At 33.8% G+C, this 18,763-nt stretch carries 16 protein-coding genes and 1 other RNA gene; 9 read left to right on the top strand and 8 right to left on the bottom strand.

The genetic code is table 11. The features are described from left to right. Window positions 1–6: 6 nt before the first annotated feature. Window positions 7–1,116: a hypothetical protein gene (locus ACE38P_RS03950; RefSeq protein WP_374699389.1), complete on the bottom strand. Its 1,110-nt coding sequence runs from the start codon at window positions 1,114–1,116 to the stop codon at window positions 7–9. Beyond that, on the bottom strand, window positions 1,082–2,278 hold the full coding sequence (locus ACE38P_RS03955) for a hypothetical protein (protein WP_374699388.1): 1,197 nt from the start codon (window positions 2,276–2,278) through the stop codon (window positions 1,082–1,084). The genes ACE38P_RS03950 and ACE38P_RS03955 overlap by 35 nt, the downstream gene beginning before the upstream one ends. Before the next feature lie 342 nt (window positions 2,279–2,620). Between ACE38P_RS03955 and ACE38P_RS03960 the strand changes: the two genes are divergently transcribed. The 7 genes from ACE38P_RS03960 to ACE38P_RS03995 all read left to right on the top strand — a co-directional run bounded on the left by ACE38P_RS03960 (window position 2,621) and on the right by ACE38P_RS03995 (window position 9,683). Next, a complete protein-coding gene (locus tag ACE38P_RS03960) occupies window positions 2,621–4,252 on the top strand; it encodes a recombinase family protein (RefSeq protein ID WP_374699546.1) in 1,632 nt (543 codons plus the stop codon). Next, window positions 4,182–5,648, top strand: coding sequence for a YifB family Mg chelatase-like AAA ATPase (locus tag ACE38P_RS03965; protein WP_374699547.1), 1,467 nt, complete (start codon window positions 4,182–4,184; stop codon window positions 5,646–5,648). Before ACE38P_RS03960 ends, ACE38P_RS03965 begins: the two co-directional genes overlap by 71 nt. Before the next feature lie 77 nt (window positions 5,649–5,725). After that, entirely contained in the window at window positions 5,726–6,232 is a 507-nt protein-coding gene (locus ACE38P_RS03970; protein ID WP_374699548.1) for a hypothetical protein, read from the top strand. A 227-nt stretch (window positions 6,233–6,459) separates the two neighbouring features. Then, on the top strand, window positions 6,460–7,644 hold the full coding sequence (gene ftsZ, locus ACE38P_RS03975; RefSeq protein ID WP_264375783.1) for a cell division protein FtsZ: 1,185 nt from the start codon (window positions 6,460–6,462) through the stop codon (window positions 7,642–7,644). Continuing rightward, complete coding sequence (locus tag ACE38P_RS03980; protein ID WP_064085650.1) at window positions 7,644–8,042, top strand: EVE domain-containing protein; 399 nt, start codon at window positions 7,644–7,646, stop codon at window positions 8,040–8,042. Before ftsZ ends, ACE38P_RS03980 begins: the two co-directional genes overlap by 1 nt. 339 nt (window positions 8,043–8,381) lie before the next feature. Continuing rightward, window positions 8,382–8,840, top strand: coding sequence for an rRNA maturation RNase YbeY (gene ybeY, locus ACE38P_RS03990; protein ID WP_015587883.1), 459 nt, complete (start codon window positions 8,382–8,384; stop codon window positions 8,838–8,840). 54 nt (window positions 8,841–8,894) lie between these two features. After that, window positions 8,895–9,683: a succinate dehydrogenase iron-sulfur subunit gene (locus ACE38P_RS03995; RefSeq protein WP_064085649.1), complete on the top strand. Its 789-nt coding sequence runs from the start codon at window positions 8,895–8,897 to the stop codon at window positions 9,681–9,683. 3 nt (window positions 9,684–9,686) lie between these two features. Here ACE38P_RS03995 and ACE38P_RS04000 read toward each other — a convergent pair whose 3' ends face one another. The 4 genes from ACE38P_RS04000 to ACE38P_RS04015 are packed head-to-tail and all read right to left on the bottom strand — an operon-like array spanning window position 9,687 to window position 13,119. Beyond that, window positions 9,687–10,823, bottom strand: coding sequence for a hypothetical protein (locus ACE38P_RS04000; protein ID WP_019236658.1), 1,137 nt, complete (start codon window positions 10,821–10,823; stop codon window positions 9,687–9,689). 35 nt (window positions 10,824–10,858) lie between these two features. Then, entirely contained in the window at window positions 10,859–11,650 is a 792-nt protein-coding gene (locus ACE38P_RS04005; protein ID WP_064085647.1) for a GNAT family N-acetyltransferase, read from the bottom strand. Further along, window positions 11,640–12,122, bottom strand: coding sequence for a phosphatidylglycerophosphatase A (locus ACE38P_RS04010; protein ID WP_029237689.1), 483 nt, complete (start codon window positions 12,120–12,122; stop codon window positions 11,640–11,642). Before ACE38P_RS04010 ends, ACE38P_RS04005 begins: the two co-directional genes overlap by 11 nt. 19 nt (window positions 12,123–12,141) lie before the next feature. After that, complete coding sequence (locus tag ACE38P_RS04015) at window positions 12,142–13,119, bottom strand: NAD(P)H-dependent glycerol-3-phosphate dehydrogenase (RefSeq protein ID WP_374699550.1); 978 nt, start codon at window positions 13,117–13,119, stop codon at window positions 12,142–12,144. Window positions 13,120–13,442: 323 nt separating this feature from the next. Here ACE38P_RS04015 and ACE38P_RS04020 point away from each other — a divergent pair, with 323 nt between their 5' ends. Continuing rightward, the gene (locus tag ACE38P_RS04020; protein WP_010406882.1) at window positions 13,443–14,213 is read left to right on the top strand and encodes a response regulator transcription factor; all 771 of its coding nucleotides are present in this window, start codon (window positions 13,443–13,445) and stop codon (window positions 14,211–14,213) included. Between the two features lie 355 nt (window positions 14,214–14,568). On the opposite strand, the gene rnpB is transcribed toward ACE38P_RS04020, so the two are convergent. Beyond that, an RNA gene (gene rnpB, locus ACE38P_RS04025) (RNase P RNA component class A) lies at window positions 14,569–14,918 on the bottom strand. Between the two features lie 157 nt (window positions 14,919–15,075). Further along, entirely contained in the window at window positions 15,076–17,217 is a 2,142-nt protein-coding gene (locus tag ACE38P_RS04030; protein ID WP_374699551.1) for a hypothetical protein, read from the bottom strand. An 85-nt stretch (window positions 17,218–17,302) separates the two neighbouring features. Here ACE38P_RS04030 and ACE38P_RS04035 point away from each other — a divergent pair, with 85 nt between their 5' ends. Continuing rightward, a complete protein-coding gene (locus tag ACE38P_RS04035) occupies window positions 17,303–18,760 on the top strand; it encodes an IS4 family transposase (protein WP_374699293.1) in 1,458 nt (485 codons plus the stop codon). The last annotated feature ends 3 nt before the right edge of the window (window positions 18,761–18,763 follow it).

The raw sequence follows: 18,763 nt of genomic DNA on the forward strand, positions 1-18,763 counted from the left end.
GAAATTCTATTTTTTTATAGTCAAAGTAAAAGGGTTAATACGATAACCATATGATGATCTTTGCCAACCAAGGGTTTGTATTACATCATCACGTTCAATATTTAATCCTAATTTCTCAGCAAGTGCAGATTTGATTGTTCTTTGCATCTTATTTAATGGTTTTCTGATTTGATGTTCTAAATCTGCTTCTAAACTAAGTCCCAAGAGTTTTTCTAACTGATTAATATTGAGAAGTGTATGTTTTTCAGGTGGTAACTCTTTCTCACAGTCATGTAAAAATTGCTTGAACAATATTCGAAAAATATTAAGGCATGATGCAGCTTTTTTATTTATAACTTCAATACTATTAACATATACCATACCTTTAACTACTTGTAACTCCAAAAGTTTTGTTGGTATAATTGGTTCAACACGTTTAAGCGAAATATATGAAGCTGGTAAAACTTGCAAAGAAGTATTTTCTACCACCTCTGGTACTCCTCTTTTATCTGCCTCTTGGAATATCTCAGTTACAGTCTTAAGCTGACAAAACAGTTTCACCATTGGCACTACATATAGATTCAGCAATAGATTTGGTATATCTTTTTTTAGAGTGATGAGAACCGTCGGATGGACTCTAAGTTTATCTATAGTTAAAAATATCGCATCAGTACAAAAATCAAGGATTATTAGATTTACAATACGACCTTGATTACAAATATAATAAACTCCTTTTTCCACTTTTTCCCACATAAGTCTTGAATCATTCAACTTTGTTTCAAACCAGTCTACGATTCTCTCTGTATTTAAATATATGGATAAGAGATGAAATCTCTGTTTTTGATAAGTATTAGGCAAAATATGACGAGAGCAGTTTTCACAAATAGCGTCATCACATGCTTCATCAAAGTCTGGATCAATGAAAATCTCATTGCTACAACTTGGATCAATTACATTTGGCCAATCAAGATAATCTTCTTCACAAGAGCAAACAATATAATACCTTTCTTGCATTTGTATCCATCCAAGATCAAATAAGTATCTTGCTGCTTTAATGTGATTTTGACTTGGATTGACCCAAGAACTATTTGAACTTAAAAGATCAGCAATTTGCTCGTGAAAGGATTTTAAGACCATAAGATTGTTCCATATGTTTCTTTAGCTCCTCTCTTTCTTTTTTATTGAGCGGATGCTCTGAATAATAAATTTCCCCACTTGCTTTGAAAGAAAATGTTACCTTTTTGCTTTGAAACATTACTTTAGCTGATTGAATAGATTGTAGTATGTTGCCAATAGCTGGCTTTAAAATATGTAACTCTGGTGCAATAGGATCATATGGCTTTACACTCAAAGTAAGATATGTATTACTATTTTTAAAATAATCTGACTTAAAATTTAACTCAAATATACAAATATTAGGATCAGAACCCTCTATACATGCTTGAAGAAATTTGTGCACTTGTAGTGGAAAGTTCTTATCTTGTATATTTACAAAAGTACATTCGCAGTCGAAATAGCAACTTACAATGCTATTTGCTATTTCCACAGCTTTATTAGTATTTTTAGCACAGAGATTAACCTTTGTACCATCAAGCGAAAAATCTAAAATCATCCACTCAGGTTTATGACCATGAACAACTTTGTTTGAATTAAGCAGTAAATCCATGTCACTTCCTCGGCGTACAAACATATATATTCTATCTTGGTGATGAAAAAAACCCTGCAATTGGTTATCATCCCTAAGTATCTGCTCTACAGTTTCTTGTGACACAAATGCCTTAAATGAAGTATTTATTTGTCTTGGTGGTTTCTGTAGAGCAAATGATACGAAACCTTTCTTTTGCACTTTATCAAAGTGATGGACAGATTTTAGAAGTTCACAATTTATGTGAAATAGTAAAAACAATAAGGATCTTTTATCATACTTGGTATTATTTTTTATCAGATACGACCTCATTAACTCTTGAGTCAGGGCAAATCTTGCTACTTCACTGACTGTAGCCTCAAGTTTTGTACGATCAAAGTAGCTAATGAGATAATAGTTAAAAAGAGAGCCAGAGTAACTAGTAAGTATCTTGCGTTTTTGTTGAGTGGATCTGTCATCGTAGTCTCCATCTTGAAAAAGTTGTCCATTTAAATGATTTTTAAAGCAATGCTGAAAAATAATGCTCAGTTGTTTACCAGAAAGGGAATCTAACCAAGACTGACGTATATTAGAATCCTGAAAACGATCTAATAAAAGGTTAACAGGAACTTCTAAGTCGCTCTCCCAGAATTCGTAACTTGGATGAATATTCATAACAGATTAAATAAGCCATATTATACATAATATGACAATTCAAGAAAAGATTTTTTGGACATAATTTTTTCAAATCTTGTATATTTAATTAAGGAGAATTTGTGTGAACTAGATAGCTTCCTTAAATAAGGTACGCATTGGTTTAGTTTAAAATGGTAAAAGTTTTCTTTTAGCTGGTGATAAGAATTCTCCCAACCTATCAGAAAATTCACAGGAAGAAAAACATGCAAAAAGGGGAATTAACTATTAATTGCCGTTATGAACCTCACAGATTGGCGAGTACATATTTGGCAAATGCTTATGAACAATTATTGAAATATAAAATAAAGGAGGTGAAAGAAAATGACAATAGTAAGCTTGTATGCAAGAGTTTCATCAAGACAACAAGCACAAGAGAATACGATAGAGAGTCAGATTGTAGAATTGGAGCGTCGCATTAGTAGCGATGGATATGAATTGTTAGATGAACATAGGTTTGTTGATAATGGCTACAGTGGATCAAACTTAGAACGTCCTGGCTTAGAGAGTTTACGTGATAGAGTAGCAGAAGGTAAGATAGATAAGATATATATTCATTCACCTGATCGGCTATCACGGAAATTTTCATATCAAATGATCTTACTCGAAGAGTTTAAAAAGGCTGGATCTGAAATAGTATTTTTGAATCATAAGTTTGATGATAATCCGGATTCCCATTTATTTCTACAGATTCAGGGAGCAATAGCAGAGTATGAACGTGCAAAGATTATGGAACGAAACCGTAGAGGTAAACTTCATGCGGCCAAAGCTGGGTGTATAAGTGTGATGGGTAGGGCGCCTTACGGTTATCGCTACATAGCAAAACATGTAGGTGAAGGAAGTGCTCAATTTGAGGTTGATGAAGAAGAGGCAAATATAGTGCGTAAAATATTTAGTCGGGTTGGCCAAGAAAGAGCAAGCATAGGAGAAGTTGTACATGAACTGAATAAGATACCGGTAATAACACGAACAGGAAAAAGGTATTGGAAAAGGAGCACTATTTGGAACATGTTAAAAAATCCTGCTTATATAGGACAAGCAGCTTATGGTAAAACTAAGACATGCTCAAAACCACAAGTAAAAAAGTCAAAAAAAGGAACTTGTGGTAAACTTAAAAGTGGTCGCTTTAATAGTGATAAAGAGAACTGGACTTATATTCCAGTACCAAAAATAATCAATGAAAATTTATTTGATTCAGTGCAAACACAATTAGCTGAAAATAGACAAAGAGCAAGAGTACGACAAAGAAGAGAAACATATTTATTACAAGGTTTAATGGTATGCCAACGTTGTCAATATACTTATTGTGGTACAAACCACGTTCATAAAAAGTCGACATATTATTACTATCGTTGCTCTGGTACAAACTCTAGCAAATTTAATGGCAATAAAATCTGCGATAATAAATCAATACGCACTGATATATTAGATGGAGTTATATGGGAAGAAGTCAAGAGTATCTTGAAAGAGCCAGATAGGATTGCAAATGAATATCAACGTAGATTGTCAGAGAACAAAAAGCCTTTACATAATCAAACACGTGAAAAGCAAGAAAGTAAGCTAAGATTAAGTATCAAAAAATTTATTGATAGCTATGCCAAAGGGTTTATAAGCCAAGAAGAATTTGAACCAAGAATCACAACAATGAAACAGCATTTGAAAGAAATTGAAGAAGAGAAAGAAAGAACGCTTGATCAAAAAAAACTACAACAAGAATTGAGCCTTGTTACAGATAGCTTGAAAAACTTTTCCTCAAGTGTTGAATCAAAGCTTGATCAAGTGGATTGGCAGACTAAGCAAAATATTATTAGAATGTTAATTCATCAAATTGAAATCAATCACAATCACTTGTATATAGTATTTCGCATAAAAAGTCTTGCAAATTTTGATCAAAATAGCCATAATAGAATTATGCAATGTTGTACTAGCAGTCAATATTGTTGGACTGCCGGATAAAACTGTTGCAGAATCCAGAGAGCGTATCAGAGCAGCGTTAAATTCAATCAATCTTCTGTTACCTCCAAAAAGAATCACAGTTAATCTTTCCCCTGCGGATTTGCTTAAAGAAGGTAGTCATTATGACTTAGCTATTGCTGTTGGATTACTTGTTGTAATGAATGTGATACCAGTTGAAAAAGTTCAGTCTTATATAATTATGGGCGAGCTTGCACTAGACAGCAGAGTCATACCAATCTCAGGAGTACTTCCAACAGCAATCAATGCAAAACAGGCAAATAAAGGAGTAATTTGCCCAAGGGGAAATGGAGTAGAAGCTTTATGGGTAAAGAATGTTTCTATTCTAGCTATAGAGAAATTAACCGATATTATCAGACATTTTAAGGGTGAGCAGTTAATTCAGCCGGTAACTTTTAACTATAGCGCTGCACCCAAAGAAAAAAATTCAGTTCCAGATATAAAGGATATTAAAGGTCAAGTTGTTGCAAAAAGAGCAGCTGAAATTGCAGCAGCAGGTGGACACAATATGCTCCTTGTTGGACCTCCTGGTACTGGAAAGTCAATGCTTGCTAAGCGATTTATAGGGCTATTACCCGATTTGACTGAACAAGAGATGATTGATGTTAATATTATCTCTAGCATAACAAAAGCCGGTAACGAAACATTTAAAGTAACTCGTCCCTTTCGTGAACCTCATCATTCATGCTCCATGCCAGCGATGATAGGAGGAGGAAAAAATGCAAAGCCTGGGGAAATCACCATGGCTCACAATGGTGTGTTATTTCTTGATGAGCTACCTGAATTTCCAAGGCTTGTACTTGATTCTCTACGTCAACCACTTGAAGATAGAAAAGTTACTATTGCACGTGCAAATGCTCACATTACTTATCCAGCTAATTTTCAACTTATAGCTGCAATGAATCCCTGCAGGTGCGGTTATTTAGGTGATGCAAGTAGATCGTGCAACAAAGCTCCAAAATGCGGCACAGATTATAGAAATAAAATATCAGGACCATTGCTTGATAGAATAGACATATGCATTGAAGTGCCAAACGTTAGCATACTTTCTCCTGAAATCTCTGTGGAGGGAGAAAGTACCGAGGTTATAAGAGAAAGGGTGATAGCAGCGAGAAAAATTCAAACTGAGCGTTATAGTAAATTTAATATTCGTTGCAATGCAGAAGTCAGTGGTGAAGCATTAAATAAATTCACTGAACCAGATCAGGAAGGGTTAGAATTGCTAAAATACGTATTGAAAGAAAATTATATTTCTAATCGAGGCTACACACGCGTATTAAGAGTCGCAAGAACCATTGCAGATCTTGTAAAAAGTGAAGAGGTAAAGAAAGCACACATTGCAGAAGCGCTGAATTACAGAATAAGAATATATAAATAAGTTAATTGACTTGACAGACAACTTTTTTTTGCCATATACTACCATTAGTTAAATTTTAATATTTTAGGAGTAGAATTATGCCAAAAGTTGAAACAATAAAAAAGAAAGCTGAAGAAGTTTATAATCAAGGCTACAATTTTGTAAAAGGACATAAAAAGGGAACAATTTTTATTTCTTTAGCAGTTATAGCAGTAGCTTCACTTACAGCTGCTTATTTTTTAAGTCCAGCTTATGCAACTTTTGTTGGTACAGTTGGAACAAAAGCTGCAACACTTGTTAGTCCTGCTATTACTGCAATATCTGCATTTGCAGTTGCTCATCCACTCATTGCTAGTTTGGTAGTTCTTGCTGCATTAGCAGCTTTAATAACTGCACCTGTGCTTGCATATAAAAACAGTAATAAGGCAAGCAAATTTGAGGAAGTGAAACAAGATATGTCTAATGCTCTTAAGAAAGATTCTAAAGGCAATGTTAACTTAGAAAACAATCAAGTTGAAATTGCTGAAGGTAATGAACCAAAAGGACTTCTTACTAGAGCTTGTGTAACCCCTGGAATTGTACCATTACAACAACCTAATCAGTAGTTTTACAAAGTAAAGGGATAGGCTTCTATCCCTTTTTCACAATTTTTTTTTGCATTCTAAGTAGTGCTGTTTGAAAGCCTGCAATTATTATACCTACTGATTAACAATGTTAAGAATAAGTAAATCTTGTTTACTGTTTGCGTATGTCAAAATGAAAAATGTTTGCATATTGTTAAAAAAGCAGTAACTTGTTATCAAGTGAATTCACTAATATTTGAGTAATTTAAATGTCAATTGACCTTAGTTTACCAGAATTACCCATATTGCACCCAAGGATTACCGTTGTGGGAGTGGGTGGTGCTGGTGGAAATGCTGTAAACAACATGATTCAATCCAATTTACAAGGAGTAAATTTTGTTGTAGCAAATACCGATGCTCAAGCGTTAGAGAAGTCATTGTGTGATAAAAAAATTCAACTTGGTATTAACTTAACTAAGGGCCTTGGTGCTGGTGCTTTGCCTGATGTTGGTAAAGGTGCAGCAGAAGAATCAATTGATGAAATTATGGAGCATATAAAAGATAGCCATATGCTCTTTATCACAGCAGGGATGGGTGGTGGTACTGGAACAGGTGCTGCACCGGTAATTGCAAAAGCAGCCAGAGAAGCAAGAGCGGTAGTTAAAGATAAAGGAGCAAAAGAAAAAAAGATACTGACTGTTGGAGTTGTAACTAAGCCGTTCGGTTTTGAAGGTGTGCGACGTATGCGCATTGCAGAGCTTGGACTTGAAGAGTTGCAAAAATACGTAGATACACTTATTGTCATTCCCAATCAAAATTTATTTAGAATTGCTAACGAGAAAACTACATTTGCTGACGCATTTCAACTCGCCGATAATGTTCTACATATTGGCATAAGAGGAGTAACTGATTTGATGATCATGCCAGGACTGATTAATCTTGATTTTGCTGATATAGAAACAGTAATGAGTGAGATGGGTAAAGCAATGATTGGTACTGGAGAGGCAGAAGGAGAAGATAGGGCAATTAGTGCTGCAGAGGCTGCGATATCTAATCCATTGCTTGATAATGTATCAATGAAAGGTGCGCAAGGAATATTGATTAATATTACTGGTGGTGGAGATATGACTCTATTTGAAGTTGATGCTGCAGCCAATAGAGTGCGTGAAGAAGTGGATGAAAATGCAAATATAATATTTGGTGCCACTTTTGATCAGGCGATGGAGGGAAGAGTTAGAGTTTCTGTTCTTGCAACTGGCATTGATAGCTGTAACAACAATTCATCTGTTAATCAAAACAAGATCCCAGCAGAGGAAAAAAATTTTAAATGGCCTTATAATCAAATTCCAATATTAGAAACAAAAGAATATGCTTCAACTGAGCAAACAAATGAAAGAGTTAAGTGGGGTAGCAATGTTTATGATATACCAGCTTATTTAAGAAGAAAAAAATAATGCAATTTTGGCTACTCAAGTCAGAACCAAGTGAATACTCGTGGCAAAAAATGGGAAAGGAGCAGGTGACGCAGTGGAATGGTGTATGCAATTATCAAGCTCAAAATTACATGAGAGCTATGAAATTAGGCGATCTTGCATTTTTTTATCATACAGGTAAAGAGAGAGTTATACTTGGAATAGTTGAAGTATTAAAGGAGTATTATCATGTTTATAATTCCAAATTTGGACTAGTGAATGTAAAATTTTTGAAACCTTTAAGTAACCAAGTGACGTTAAACAGTATAAAACAAAACCCACTTTTGAAAAATATGGTTATATTAAAACAATCACGTTTATCAGTTTCTCCGGTTTTAGAGACTGAGTGGAATGAAATAATAAGGATGAGTGATGTGTAATACCTGTTGCCAAACAATATTACCTCAGCACACAACATACAGCTGTATGAGTGTTTGTTTCGAAGTAGCCGATTTTTCATCAAACACAAAGCAGTGCTTGACACTGGAATCCAGCTGTAATGCAACCACATTAAAAATGTTGTGTTTTAATATAGCTTTTATATTCACTCACCTAATGTCTGATCAGAATTCCTGGATCCCAGTGTCGGAGCACTGGGATGACATACTTCTAGTGTACAATATTCGTATAGTTGTGTGTATGATACGATGGTCTATAATTCTTCTTTTTTGGGTTCCAATGTCAAGTGATGGGATAATGTCCTTTCTGGTGCTTTATTCATGTTAGAAGTAAATATTCTTGATAAGAGGTGGCATAGTATTACGAAGGACCCACAGAGTTTTGTATTAAATATTATTAACGCTTCTCTAAAAGAATTAAAAATAGATCATTATAAACCAAATATATCAATAGCTCTCGCTGATGATAACTTGCTACATCAACTTAATCTTAAGTTTAGAGAAATAGATAAGCCAACTAATGTACTATCATTTCCATGCGAACAGTTATCTAGTGAATGTGATCTAGGAGACATAGCAATTGCAGTAGATACAATAGAAAGAGAGTCTCATGAGTACTGTATATCTATCCTCACTCACACTGCACACATGTTAGTTCATGGATTGCTGCATTTACTTGGCTATGATCATCAAAAAGAAGATGAAGAAATTATAATGAAAAGTTTAGAGAGCAAGATTTTAGCTTTGCTTGAATTTGAAAAGGAAAAGTATGGTAGATAATACCAAAATATGTTATTTACAAAAAAGGGGTTTTAGCTGTAAAAGGTAAGCAATATGGTTCAGTTTTCTTTACCAAAAAATTCTAAAGTTAATAAAAAGGGCAAGATTTATCCTACTCCTACTGGAGCAAAAAATATTAGAAGATTTCAAATTTATCGTTGGTCTGCTGATGATGATAAAAATCCAAGAATAGACACATTTTTTATCGATATGGATAATTGTGGCCCTATGGTACTTGATGTATTAATAAAAATAAAGGATGAAATAGATTCAACCTTAACTTTTAGACGCTCTTGCAGAGAAGGAATATGCGGATCTTGTGCAATGAATATTGATGGTACCAACACTCTTGCATGCACTAAATCTATACATGATATAAAAGGTGAAGTAAAAATATATCCACTACCTCATATGTATATAGTAAAGGATCTAGTTCCAGATCTAAGCCAATTTTATGAGCAATACAAATCGATTAAACCTTGGTTACAAACAGATAAATCTGCCTTACAAAATAAAGAATACTTTCAATCTCCTGAAGATAGAAAAAAATTGGATGGTCTGTCTGATTGTATACTATGTGCTTGCTGTTCGACTGGTTGCCCAAGCTATTGGTGGAATGGTGATAAATTTTTAGGGCCAGCGGTATTACTGCAAGCTTATAGATGGATTGCTGACAGTCGTGATAATAAGAAAGAAGAAAGACTTGCTTCTTTAAACGACCCATTTAAGTTGTATCGTTGTCATACAATAATGAATTGTACAAAAACCTGCCCGAAAGGGCTTAACCCAGCAAAAGCGATAGCGAAAGTAAAACAGCTTATGGTAGAGAGAGAAGGAATTTGAGTGTTATTTCTGGCACTCTTCGTAAGAAAATAGTAGACCCTCTGAAGCATAGGGTATTGTTAATACTCTAAACGTTCTTCCATTCATGAAATGTATTGTTTCACCATATGATTCCAGTAATCTTTTAAACAACTCATGTCTTTGATTATTAATAGTTTGAAAATCCTTTTTTCCTAAAAGCTTTTTAGATTCAAATAGGTGAAGCATAATCTCGTGATAAGTTGGATAAGACTCCAAAAATTTTGGATCAAACTGAAAAGTTTTTATAAAAGCATTATTATAAAATTTTAGCTTTTGATTCTTACTATATATCGCTACAGCAATCGATAGCTTCTCAAGCAAACTTTCTTGTGCAGCTAAACAATTGCTTAGCTCAGTATGTAATTTTTTTTCATCACTAATATCTTTTCCATACATTACTATGCTATTAGAATTTTGCACTGGAACTTCAACAAAATTAAAAACCTTAGGTTCGTTCTTGTAAGTTATTACACACTCTCCTGGTTTTACGTTATAGGAGCCACTCGCAACAGTAAATTTTTTAGAGCTGCCTATATATTTATCATAAAATAAGTTATAAAACCTTACTTTTTTATTCTTATTGTGCTTCAGTATTGGAAATGGTAAAGAGTCAAAAATTTTTTTATAGTTCTCCAATTCTCGCATAAGCTTACTATTTTCTAACTCAAGTTCATTAGCTTTTATCTTATAATCGGAGATATTCCTTATCCATAACAACACACCAATCACATTATTAGAATAATCTATTATGCTTTTACCATAACATGTGCAATAAACCTCACTGTCTTTTGACTTTAAATCTAGAGTAAAAGATTTATTTATTTCCTTTGCCTCAGCAAAACTTTTAATTAAGCTTTCTGATTGCTCAAAAAAATTTACAAACTCATTAAATGAATAAAAAACAGTATTAAGCAAAATTAGTAAATTGGGAGAAAATTTTTCTATACGTTTTTTTGCGTCCCAAATATAAAATCCATCATTCACAGTATCTATTAAATTATTTATGATAACATTTTGATGTTGTAAGTCCTTAATTTTATTACTAATTTTTAATTTAGAATATGAGAAAAAGAAGAATACTAGAATTAGTAGTAAAACTATTTCATACAAAAAAAACATAGTATTCTAAAACAAATATAAAAATTTGTAACCTCTCAGCAAAGAGATTGTACTGAAGAGGTATATAAGTGAAGATTGCCCAATACCCTAAAGCCTAATCTCTTATAAAGGTTTACAGAAGGTTTCATGCAATGTGCTACTATGTATTTGCACTCAAATTGCCTAGCTATCTTTATTCTTTCTAGAACCATTTGAGTTCCTATTCCACGACCCCTGTAAATTGGTAAAACTCCATCGCTATAAAAACCAGCTATGCTGTCTTGAATATAAAGACCGCATGTTCCAACAATTTCGTTATTTAGCATTACAAGAAAAAATCTTAACCTTGAGCTCTTATCATCATAATTCGATAATTGGCGAAAAAATGTGCTAACAATACTAATTCTATGATAAAAAATTTTAGAAGTGTGTAAATCTAATTGCTCTAAGAGCTCACTACTATTTACAACATTGAACTTCAAATTTGGAACAGCATCATCAGGCAAAAAATAATCTTTTATATTGAGTAAAACTTTTTTTGGTGTGCTAACGTGTTTTATTTCGCATTTTTCTAAAATACCCCCTATTTTTATACGTGGACTTATTATCCATGTTGCTTCTATATTTCGTGCTTTTAGATAATCTAGAGTTCTGCATATGGAAAGCTCAGTACATTGATCTTCACAAAACACAAAATTAAATAACGATTCTCTGGTACCATTTACTGTAAATATAACATTATCAAATTCGTCATGTATTTCCCACTTGGACAAATTCGTTGCATAAAGTATATAATCCTTTAGGTTCTGAATAATTAAGCTTGAATAACAAATTTTTTTATTCTGCATAAACCAACAATAAACAATAAAAGGCTCCTATAAAAACAAAGGCTAAAATTGCAGCTACAACATCATCTAGCATAATACCTAAAGGACCTTTTGTATTTTTATCAATCAAATTTATAGGCCACACTTTTATTATATCAAAAAACCTAAAGGAGAAAAAGCACACCAACAATACAGAGCTATTCATTTCTTGTTCTAATAATATTGAAACTAGAAGTACTGTCAGCAATTGACCAACTACTTCATCAATTACTACCTCTTTTGGATCATGCGGAGCTTTGTAATGTTGTATATAATTGCCTGTAGACCATAATCCAACTAAGAATAAAAAAAAAATAATTGCTGTACCTAAAATTCTGTCATTGAGTAATATAGGAACAATTGGGTAAGCAGCCAAGCTGCCTATAGTACCTGGCATGTGTTTTACCGTGCCAGATAGCCACCATGTTGATATTAATTTATATAAAAATTTCACAATATACCGAAATATAAAACTAATTTACAAGAACAGAAATAGTATCTTCTATAGAAGTATTTTCATATAGCAATCTATAGATCGCTTCACATATGGGCATTTTTATCTTTAGCTTTTCTGCTAAATCAAATGCAGACTTAGCAGTGTTAAAACCTTCAATTACCGACTTACCTTCTGATAAAATCTGCTGAGCACTAGAACCATTACTATTAGCTACTTTAGATCCAAAAGATAGATTTCTTGAATTTAATGATGTGCATGTCACAACCAAATCGCCTAAGCATGCTGGTCCAAGTAGTGTATTTATATCTACATTGCCGTCACCAACTTTTGCTGAGTATAAAGCCTTAATTTCACTCATACTTTTCGTAATTAATGCTGCATGAGCATTAAACCCAAACCTACCTAGAACAACCCCACATGCTATAGCAAAAACATTCTTTAACGCTGCACAAACTTGTATTCCTATAACATCGCTACTAAGGTACAATTTAATATTTTCTTGCTGTAGCTCTGATACTAATTTTGAACCTAATACTTCATTTTGACATGCAAGAACCATCGAATATGGTAATTTTCTTGCAACTTCTATAGCAAAGCTAGGACCAGAAAAAACAGCAAGAGGATTATTAGGTAAAACTTCATTGACTACTTCACTAGGTAATTTTAATGTAGATTTTTCTATTCCCTTACAAGCCAAAATTATTGCTACATTTTTTTTTAGGTTACAATCATTCAATTGATGACATATCTCCCTTAGAGACTGAGTGGGAACAGCTAGAATTATTACTGAAGCATTAACTGCATCTTCAATAGCTAATTTTACTGATACATTATCAGAAATTGGACAATCAGGTAGCTTGTCACTTTCTCTTTTCTCTTTAATTGATTTAAATATGGCCTTATTGCGAGTCCACAAAATTACATTTTTCTTACTACTTAATGAAATCGCAATTGCTGTACCCCATGCGCCAGCACCTAAAACTGATATTACCACTCAATATTCCTGAAAGTATTACTTATAATTTAAAACTGTAGAATAAGTAAATTAAAAATATAACATAAAAGTATAAAATAGTTTAAATATCTATTAACCTAAGTATTCTTTTAATAAAAATAGCTTCTATTCAATATTTACTAAAAATAGTGTTATTATAGTATATCTATTGTATTTTAGATCTATTTGTATAATTTTGGAACGACACATTAACTATTAATTAATAAGTGTAATTTCTATTATTCATTAATAAAAATTTGATTTGTTACTTTCCTTGGTTATATATATTACTAAAATTATAAATTATTTATGGGGTGTAAAATATGCGTATATTATTAATTGAAGATGATCAAGTAAGTGCAAGGACTGTAGTTAATGCCTTAACTTCTGATGGACATTTTTGCGACGTTGTTACTTCTGCACAAGATTATAACAATAATATGGTTTCCTCGGGTGGAGACTGTTACGATCTAGTTATTCTAGATATACACCTGCCTGGTGATATTGATGGATATGATATACTGTTAAGATTAAGAAGTGCAAAAATCAAAGTTCCTGTTTTAATACTTTCGTGTATCTCCGCTGCCAACCATAAAGCTAAAGGACTTGGGTATGGTGCCGACGATTACTTAACCAAGCCATTTCACAAGAGCGAATTATTAGCTCGAATTAAGGCCATAGTCCGACGTACTAAAGGCCATCCCGAATCAGTGATAAAGATTGGTAATATGAATATCAATTTTGATCACAGGATTGTTGAGGTAAAAGGCAAAACAGTTCACCTTACTAACAAAGAGTATTCCATGATAGAATTGCTGGCATTGCGTAAAGGAGCAGTATTGACAAAAGAAATGTTTTTAAACCATCTTTACAATGGCTTGGACGAACCTTCAGACAACAAAATAGTTGATGTTTTTATGTGTAAATTACGTAAAAAACTTGAAAGTGCAAATGATGGAATAAGCCACATAGAAACCGTTTGGGGTAGAGGATATGTTCTAAAAGAGTATGTTGACGATGAAGAATACTCTAGTGTTAATATAAGCGAAAGCAGTAGTGACTATCAAGCAGAACAAGTGAAGGACAACGCATGAAATGCTTTATTCACCCATTCATTGAAGCAACAAAATAGGTAGATGAAATAAGATAAAAACCAATCGTAAAAGTGAGGTAACATGGTTAGTCTTTTAGAACTTTACAAAGACTTGCAGCAAAAAATAGAAAAGTTGGAAGCTAAGCTAAAAAGTTATAGGTAAGAAAATAAGGTTTTAGAGATAGAGAATGACGAGTTAAAGGAAAAGCTCGGTTAAAATTCAAGCTTTGTTAAGTTCAAAAGGAAATAAAAAAAGAGATAAGCCAAGAAGTAAAAGGAATATAGGTGGTCAAATTGAGCGTACAGGATATGTGAAATGTTTGATACATTTACATAGTATGGCTGACATTCATGCATTGCCTAGGTGAAATATAAGCCGAGTTCTGTTTATGTAGCTATTTATCTGGAGTAAATGTTACCATTTACTTCATGCGATTTACCCGAGTAGATATGAGAAAAACATAAAATCTACTTCTATTTAATCTTGCTCCTAGTGTTGGTTACTTGACTACCAATGTTGCCATTGTTATGGTGCGCTCTTACCACACCTTTTCACCCTTACCTAATAATATTTTAGGCGGTAATTTTCTGCAGCCCTATAACTGGAGTTACCTCCGGCGGGCGTTACCCGTCACTACCTTTTCTTGGAGCTCGGACTTTCCTCTGCTGTGTTTATCACACAACAGCAGCTACTTATTTCACCTAGAAATTATACTTTAACATTAAAATCACAAAAGCAAAAGAAAATTTCCTAACAGTCTACATACTAAAAACATTCAGACAAATAGCTAAAGGTGATATTCCGGTACATCATCGCTATCCCAAGATAAGCTTTTTTCACTTTTAGACTCTAGCTCAGTCAGTCAAGATCCTGGTCCACCGCTTGAAGACGATGAGCTACTTCTTGACCGACTACTACTCTCCACCGATATACTGTTTAGCACTGTTTCAGATTGATCCATAGTTCGCATAGATATATGTCTCATTCTGTTATTAGCGATAAAAATTTCTTCATCGCTATTGCCACTTGAAGATGATCGCCTTCTATCATTGAAATTAGTTAGTTCTAACACAGGAGCAGCATTACGACCCTTAACATATTTGTATGCTATGAATCCTATAATTCCAGCAATACTTATTATCGCTCCAACCAAAGACCCACCTATCATTCCTGCCCTATTAGACTCTATAGCAAGCTGAGTGGGCTGTGGTGAAGGAGTAGTTTGAGGAAGTAAAGTTGTAGTGAACAGAGGAATTGTTACCTTTGTTCCAGTATTTGATATAGTGGACACTGTTTGTATAGTTTTCTCTGAGTTTGTTGTTGGCGCATTAGTTGGCATTGTAGTAATCATAGTTGCTTGTGAAGTCGCAATAGTTTCAGCTACTGTTGTTGGTTCTGATGACGTACTCATCTTAGTTGTTAATTCTGTTAAAGGCTTACTCATCGTAGTACTGCTTGCTGTAAAAGTTGACTCAACAGTCGCTGCTGTAGATTTTACAGTACTTGTCTCAGTTTCCGAAGGCACACTAGTTGACGTTTTAGCAACCGTGGTCGTTTGTGAAGTAGAAGTTGTTTTTGCTACTGTTGTTGGCCCCACTGTTACTGTACTTGTTTGAATTGTTGACTCTGTTGAAGGCCTACTCGTTGTAGAAGTAGGTGCAGTGGTAGTTGATGCTACTGTTGTTGACTCCACTGTTACTGTACTTGCCTGAGTTGTTGACTCTGTTGAAGATTTACTCATTGTGGAAGTTGGTACAATGATAGTTGATGCTTCTGTTGTTAATTTGGTAGTCTTTACAGTGTCGGTTTCTGTTGTGCTAGTAATTGCAGCAGTCGTCGTTTTCTTAGAAGTCACAACCGTCTCTGTAACAGTTATAGGAGCCACAGTACTGCTGGAAATAATACTAGGCATCAATTGGCCGTTAATGATATTAACAAAATCACTGAGAGCTTTGATACTGCTTGTCGGTATTATCGTTGCTTCAGAAGATTTTCCAGAGCTCTCTCTATTAAAAGTTATAATACTCTCTCCACTTACCGCAGTGACGATAAAACCTCCTTGGCCATTGTCTTTAACGTACAATTGTTCTATAGGATCTTCACATTCACAAACAGTAAAATTTGATTTTGGTCCTTTCTTAGCAAGGCTTACTAAATGCAATTCTTGCGTATTAGAAGATTGTTTTTTTGCAAGAAAAGCAACCTGATCATCGCCTTCAGTTTGTTTCACATACTGTAAAAAGCTTATTTCATATTCTCTGGAAAGAGATAGTGCTTTATTATCTATCTGACATCTCTTACTAAGCAAACATTCATCTTTCTTTCCACTTTTTAGATCCTCAACCACTTTGGCCATATCGAACTTAAAAATATTTGTTCTTACCTCTTGATTTTCAATACTATTTTTTCCCACTTGCGAATAAAGCATCGTATTTTCATCTAGTACTAATTGCCCTGGATTATTAAACTTGAATAATTTTCTTTCTATGATGCCGTTTGCTCCAGATAAAGCTTTAAATTTTCCATTCGTGTCTGATTGTAAATACCAAGAAACTAAAGCTTGATCCTTTAAATTATGAGCAACTACAACAACATTACCATTACCAACTTTCACTGCTTTTGGTTGAAAGTAGCTATTGCCTTTATTTGCATCATTATGGTTATTAATGTTTTTTTGTAATTTTACTTTTCCTGAATGCTCAACTAAGGGAGCATTCGTTGAATGCTTGATTTCGTAAGTGTTGAATGTTAAGCCTTTGATGCACTTTCTTTCTTTGTTAGTTTCTTCTGTAGGAAAGATAACTCCAACTTTATCTACTTCAGCTGAATTTTCTATTAGTGCGGGAGATAATTGGCCCTTAAATTCATTTGCTACGTTGACACCTGTATCACACTCGTATGTTTTTGATTGATATAATGGACTAATAAGTAACTTTACTCTACTGCTTCCATTGCCGTTATCTTGATAGCTGAGTCCATAAGTAACTCCATTTCCTTCAATCAACCCTACGTTTACTGGGTTAAAACCTCACTTTTACCCACAAATAAAAAAGTGAGTAAAATGGATACCAAATAAATTTGGGATTAAAATGAGTGAAGTAAGTACAAATGTGCAATATACTGATGGCTTAGGGGATAAATGGCTGGAAAGAGAGTTAAAACACGTTAATTTAGGAGATACAAGACTTAATAAGAGACTTATTAAAACAGGCTATTGTATAGAGGGTAAGGCGTCTGGATCAATTAATCAAAGCTGTAGTGGATGGAAAGAAGCTAAGGGTGCATACAGATTATTTAGCAATGAAAAGCTTAAGGATAAGGAAATTTATTCTTCCCATTACAAAGAAACTATGGAGAGAATGAAAGGAAATCAGTTTGTTTTTTCAGTTCAAGATACAAGTTATTTGGATTTTGACTCTCATATAAAAACTAAGAGGCTAGGTAGTATTTCTAAAGCTTATACGAAGCATAAAATGGGTTTACTGTTGCACAGTGCCTTAATAGTCAGCAAAGACGGATTGCCTTTAGGTCTATCTTCTCAACAATGTTGGGCACGTTCTATTAGGGAAAAAGAAACGTCACAAGAAAAAGCAAACAGGAAATACCGTACCTCCATAGAAGAAAAAGAAAGTTATAAGTGGATAACAGCTCTCAAAGAAAGCATAAACAACCTTCCTGCAAATGTACAACTTGTTACCCTTGGTGATAGAGAGGCAGATATCTTCAAATTTTTATGGATCACTGAGACATTAGGTAGTTTTTATGTAATCCGTAATCGAACTAATAGAAGATTTATCTGTACTGAAATTGGAAAAACAGATTTGCAAACACGCATCACTCAACTGCCAGTAAAGAAGAAAATTTCTCTAGAAGTTAATAAAGGTGGAAACCAAAGATCAAGGAAAGCTAATATTGAAGTTAAGTATATGAAAGGCTATATACCTATCAGATCTTCTTCAATTTATGGATCAAAAGACACAGTGCATAAAATAAGTGATAAAATCCCTGTATATGTGGTAAGTGCAAAAGAAACAAATCCTCCTGAAGGATTGGAAGCTATTGATTGGACTTTGCTGACTAATGTACCAGTTAATAGCACTTTAGATGCTATAGAAAGGATAAATTGGTATAAGCTAAGATGGAAAATTGAGGAGTATTTCAGGGTTTTAAAATCAGGATGTAAAATAGAAAGCTCTCGTTTAACTACAAAGGAAAGGCTACAGAAATTAATTGCTATAAAGAGCATTATTGCATTTAAAATTTTATATTTAACAAAAGTCGCTTTATCAAATCCCATGGAAACCTGTACTAAAATTTTAAGCAACGAAGAGTGGAAGGCCCTTTTCATACGTGAGCATAAAGTAGCTACATTGCCAGAAGAACCTCCAAACATAAAACAAGCTATTATTTGGTTAGGAAAATTAGGTGGATTTATGAATAGAAAAAGTGATAATTTACCAGGGGCTATGACTCTATGGCGGGGCTATGAAAATCTTAAGGAGAGCATAGTTATGCTTCACATCATGACCTCTCAAAATTGTGGGTAAAAG

This window comes from Wolbachia endosymbiont (group A) of Limnophora tigrina, from assembly GCF_964263225.1.
Lineage (GTDB): Bacteria > Pseudomonadota > Alphaproteobacteria > Rickettsiales > Anaplasmataceae > Wolbachia.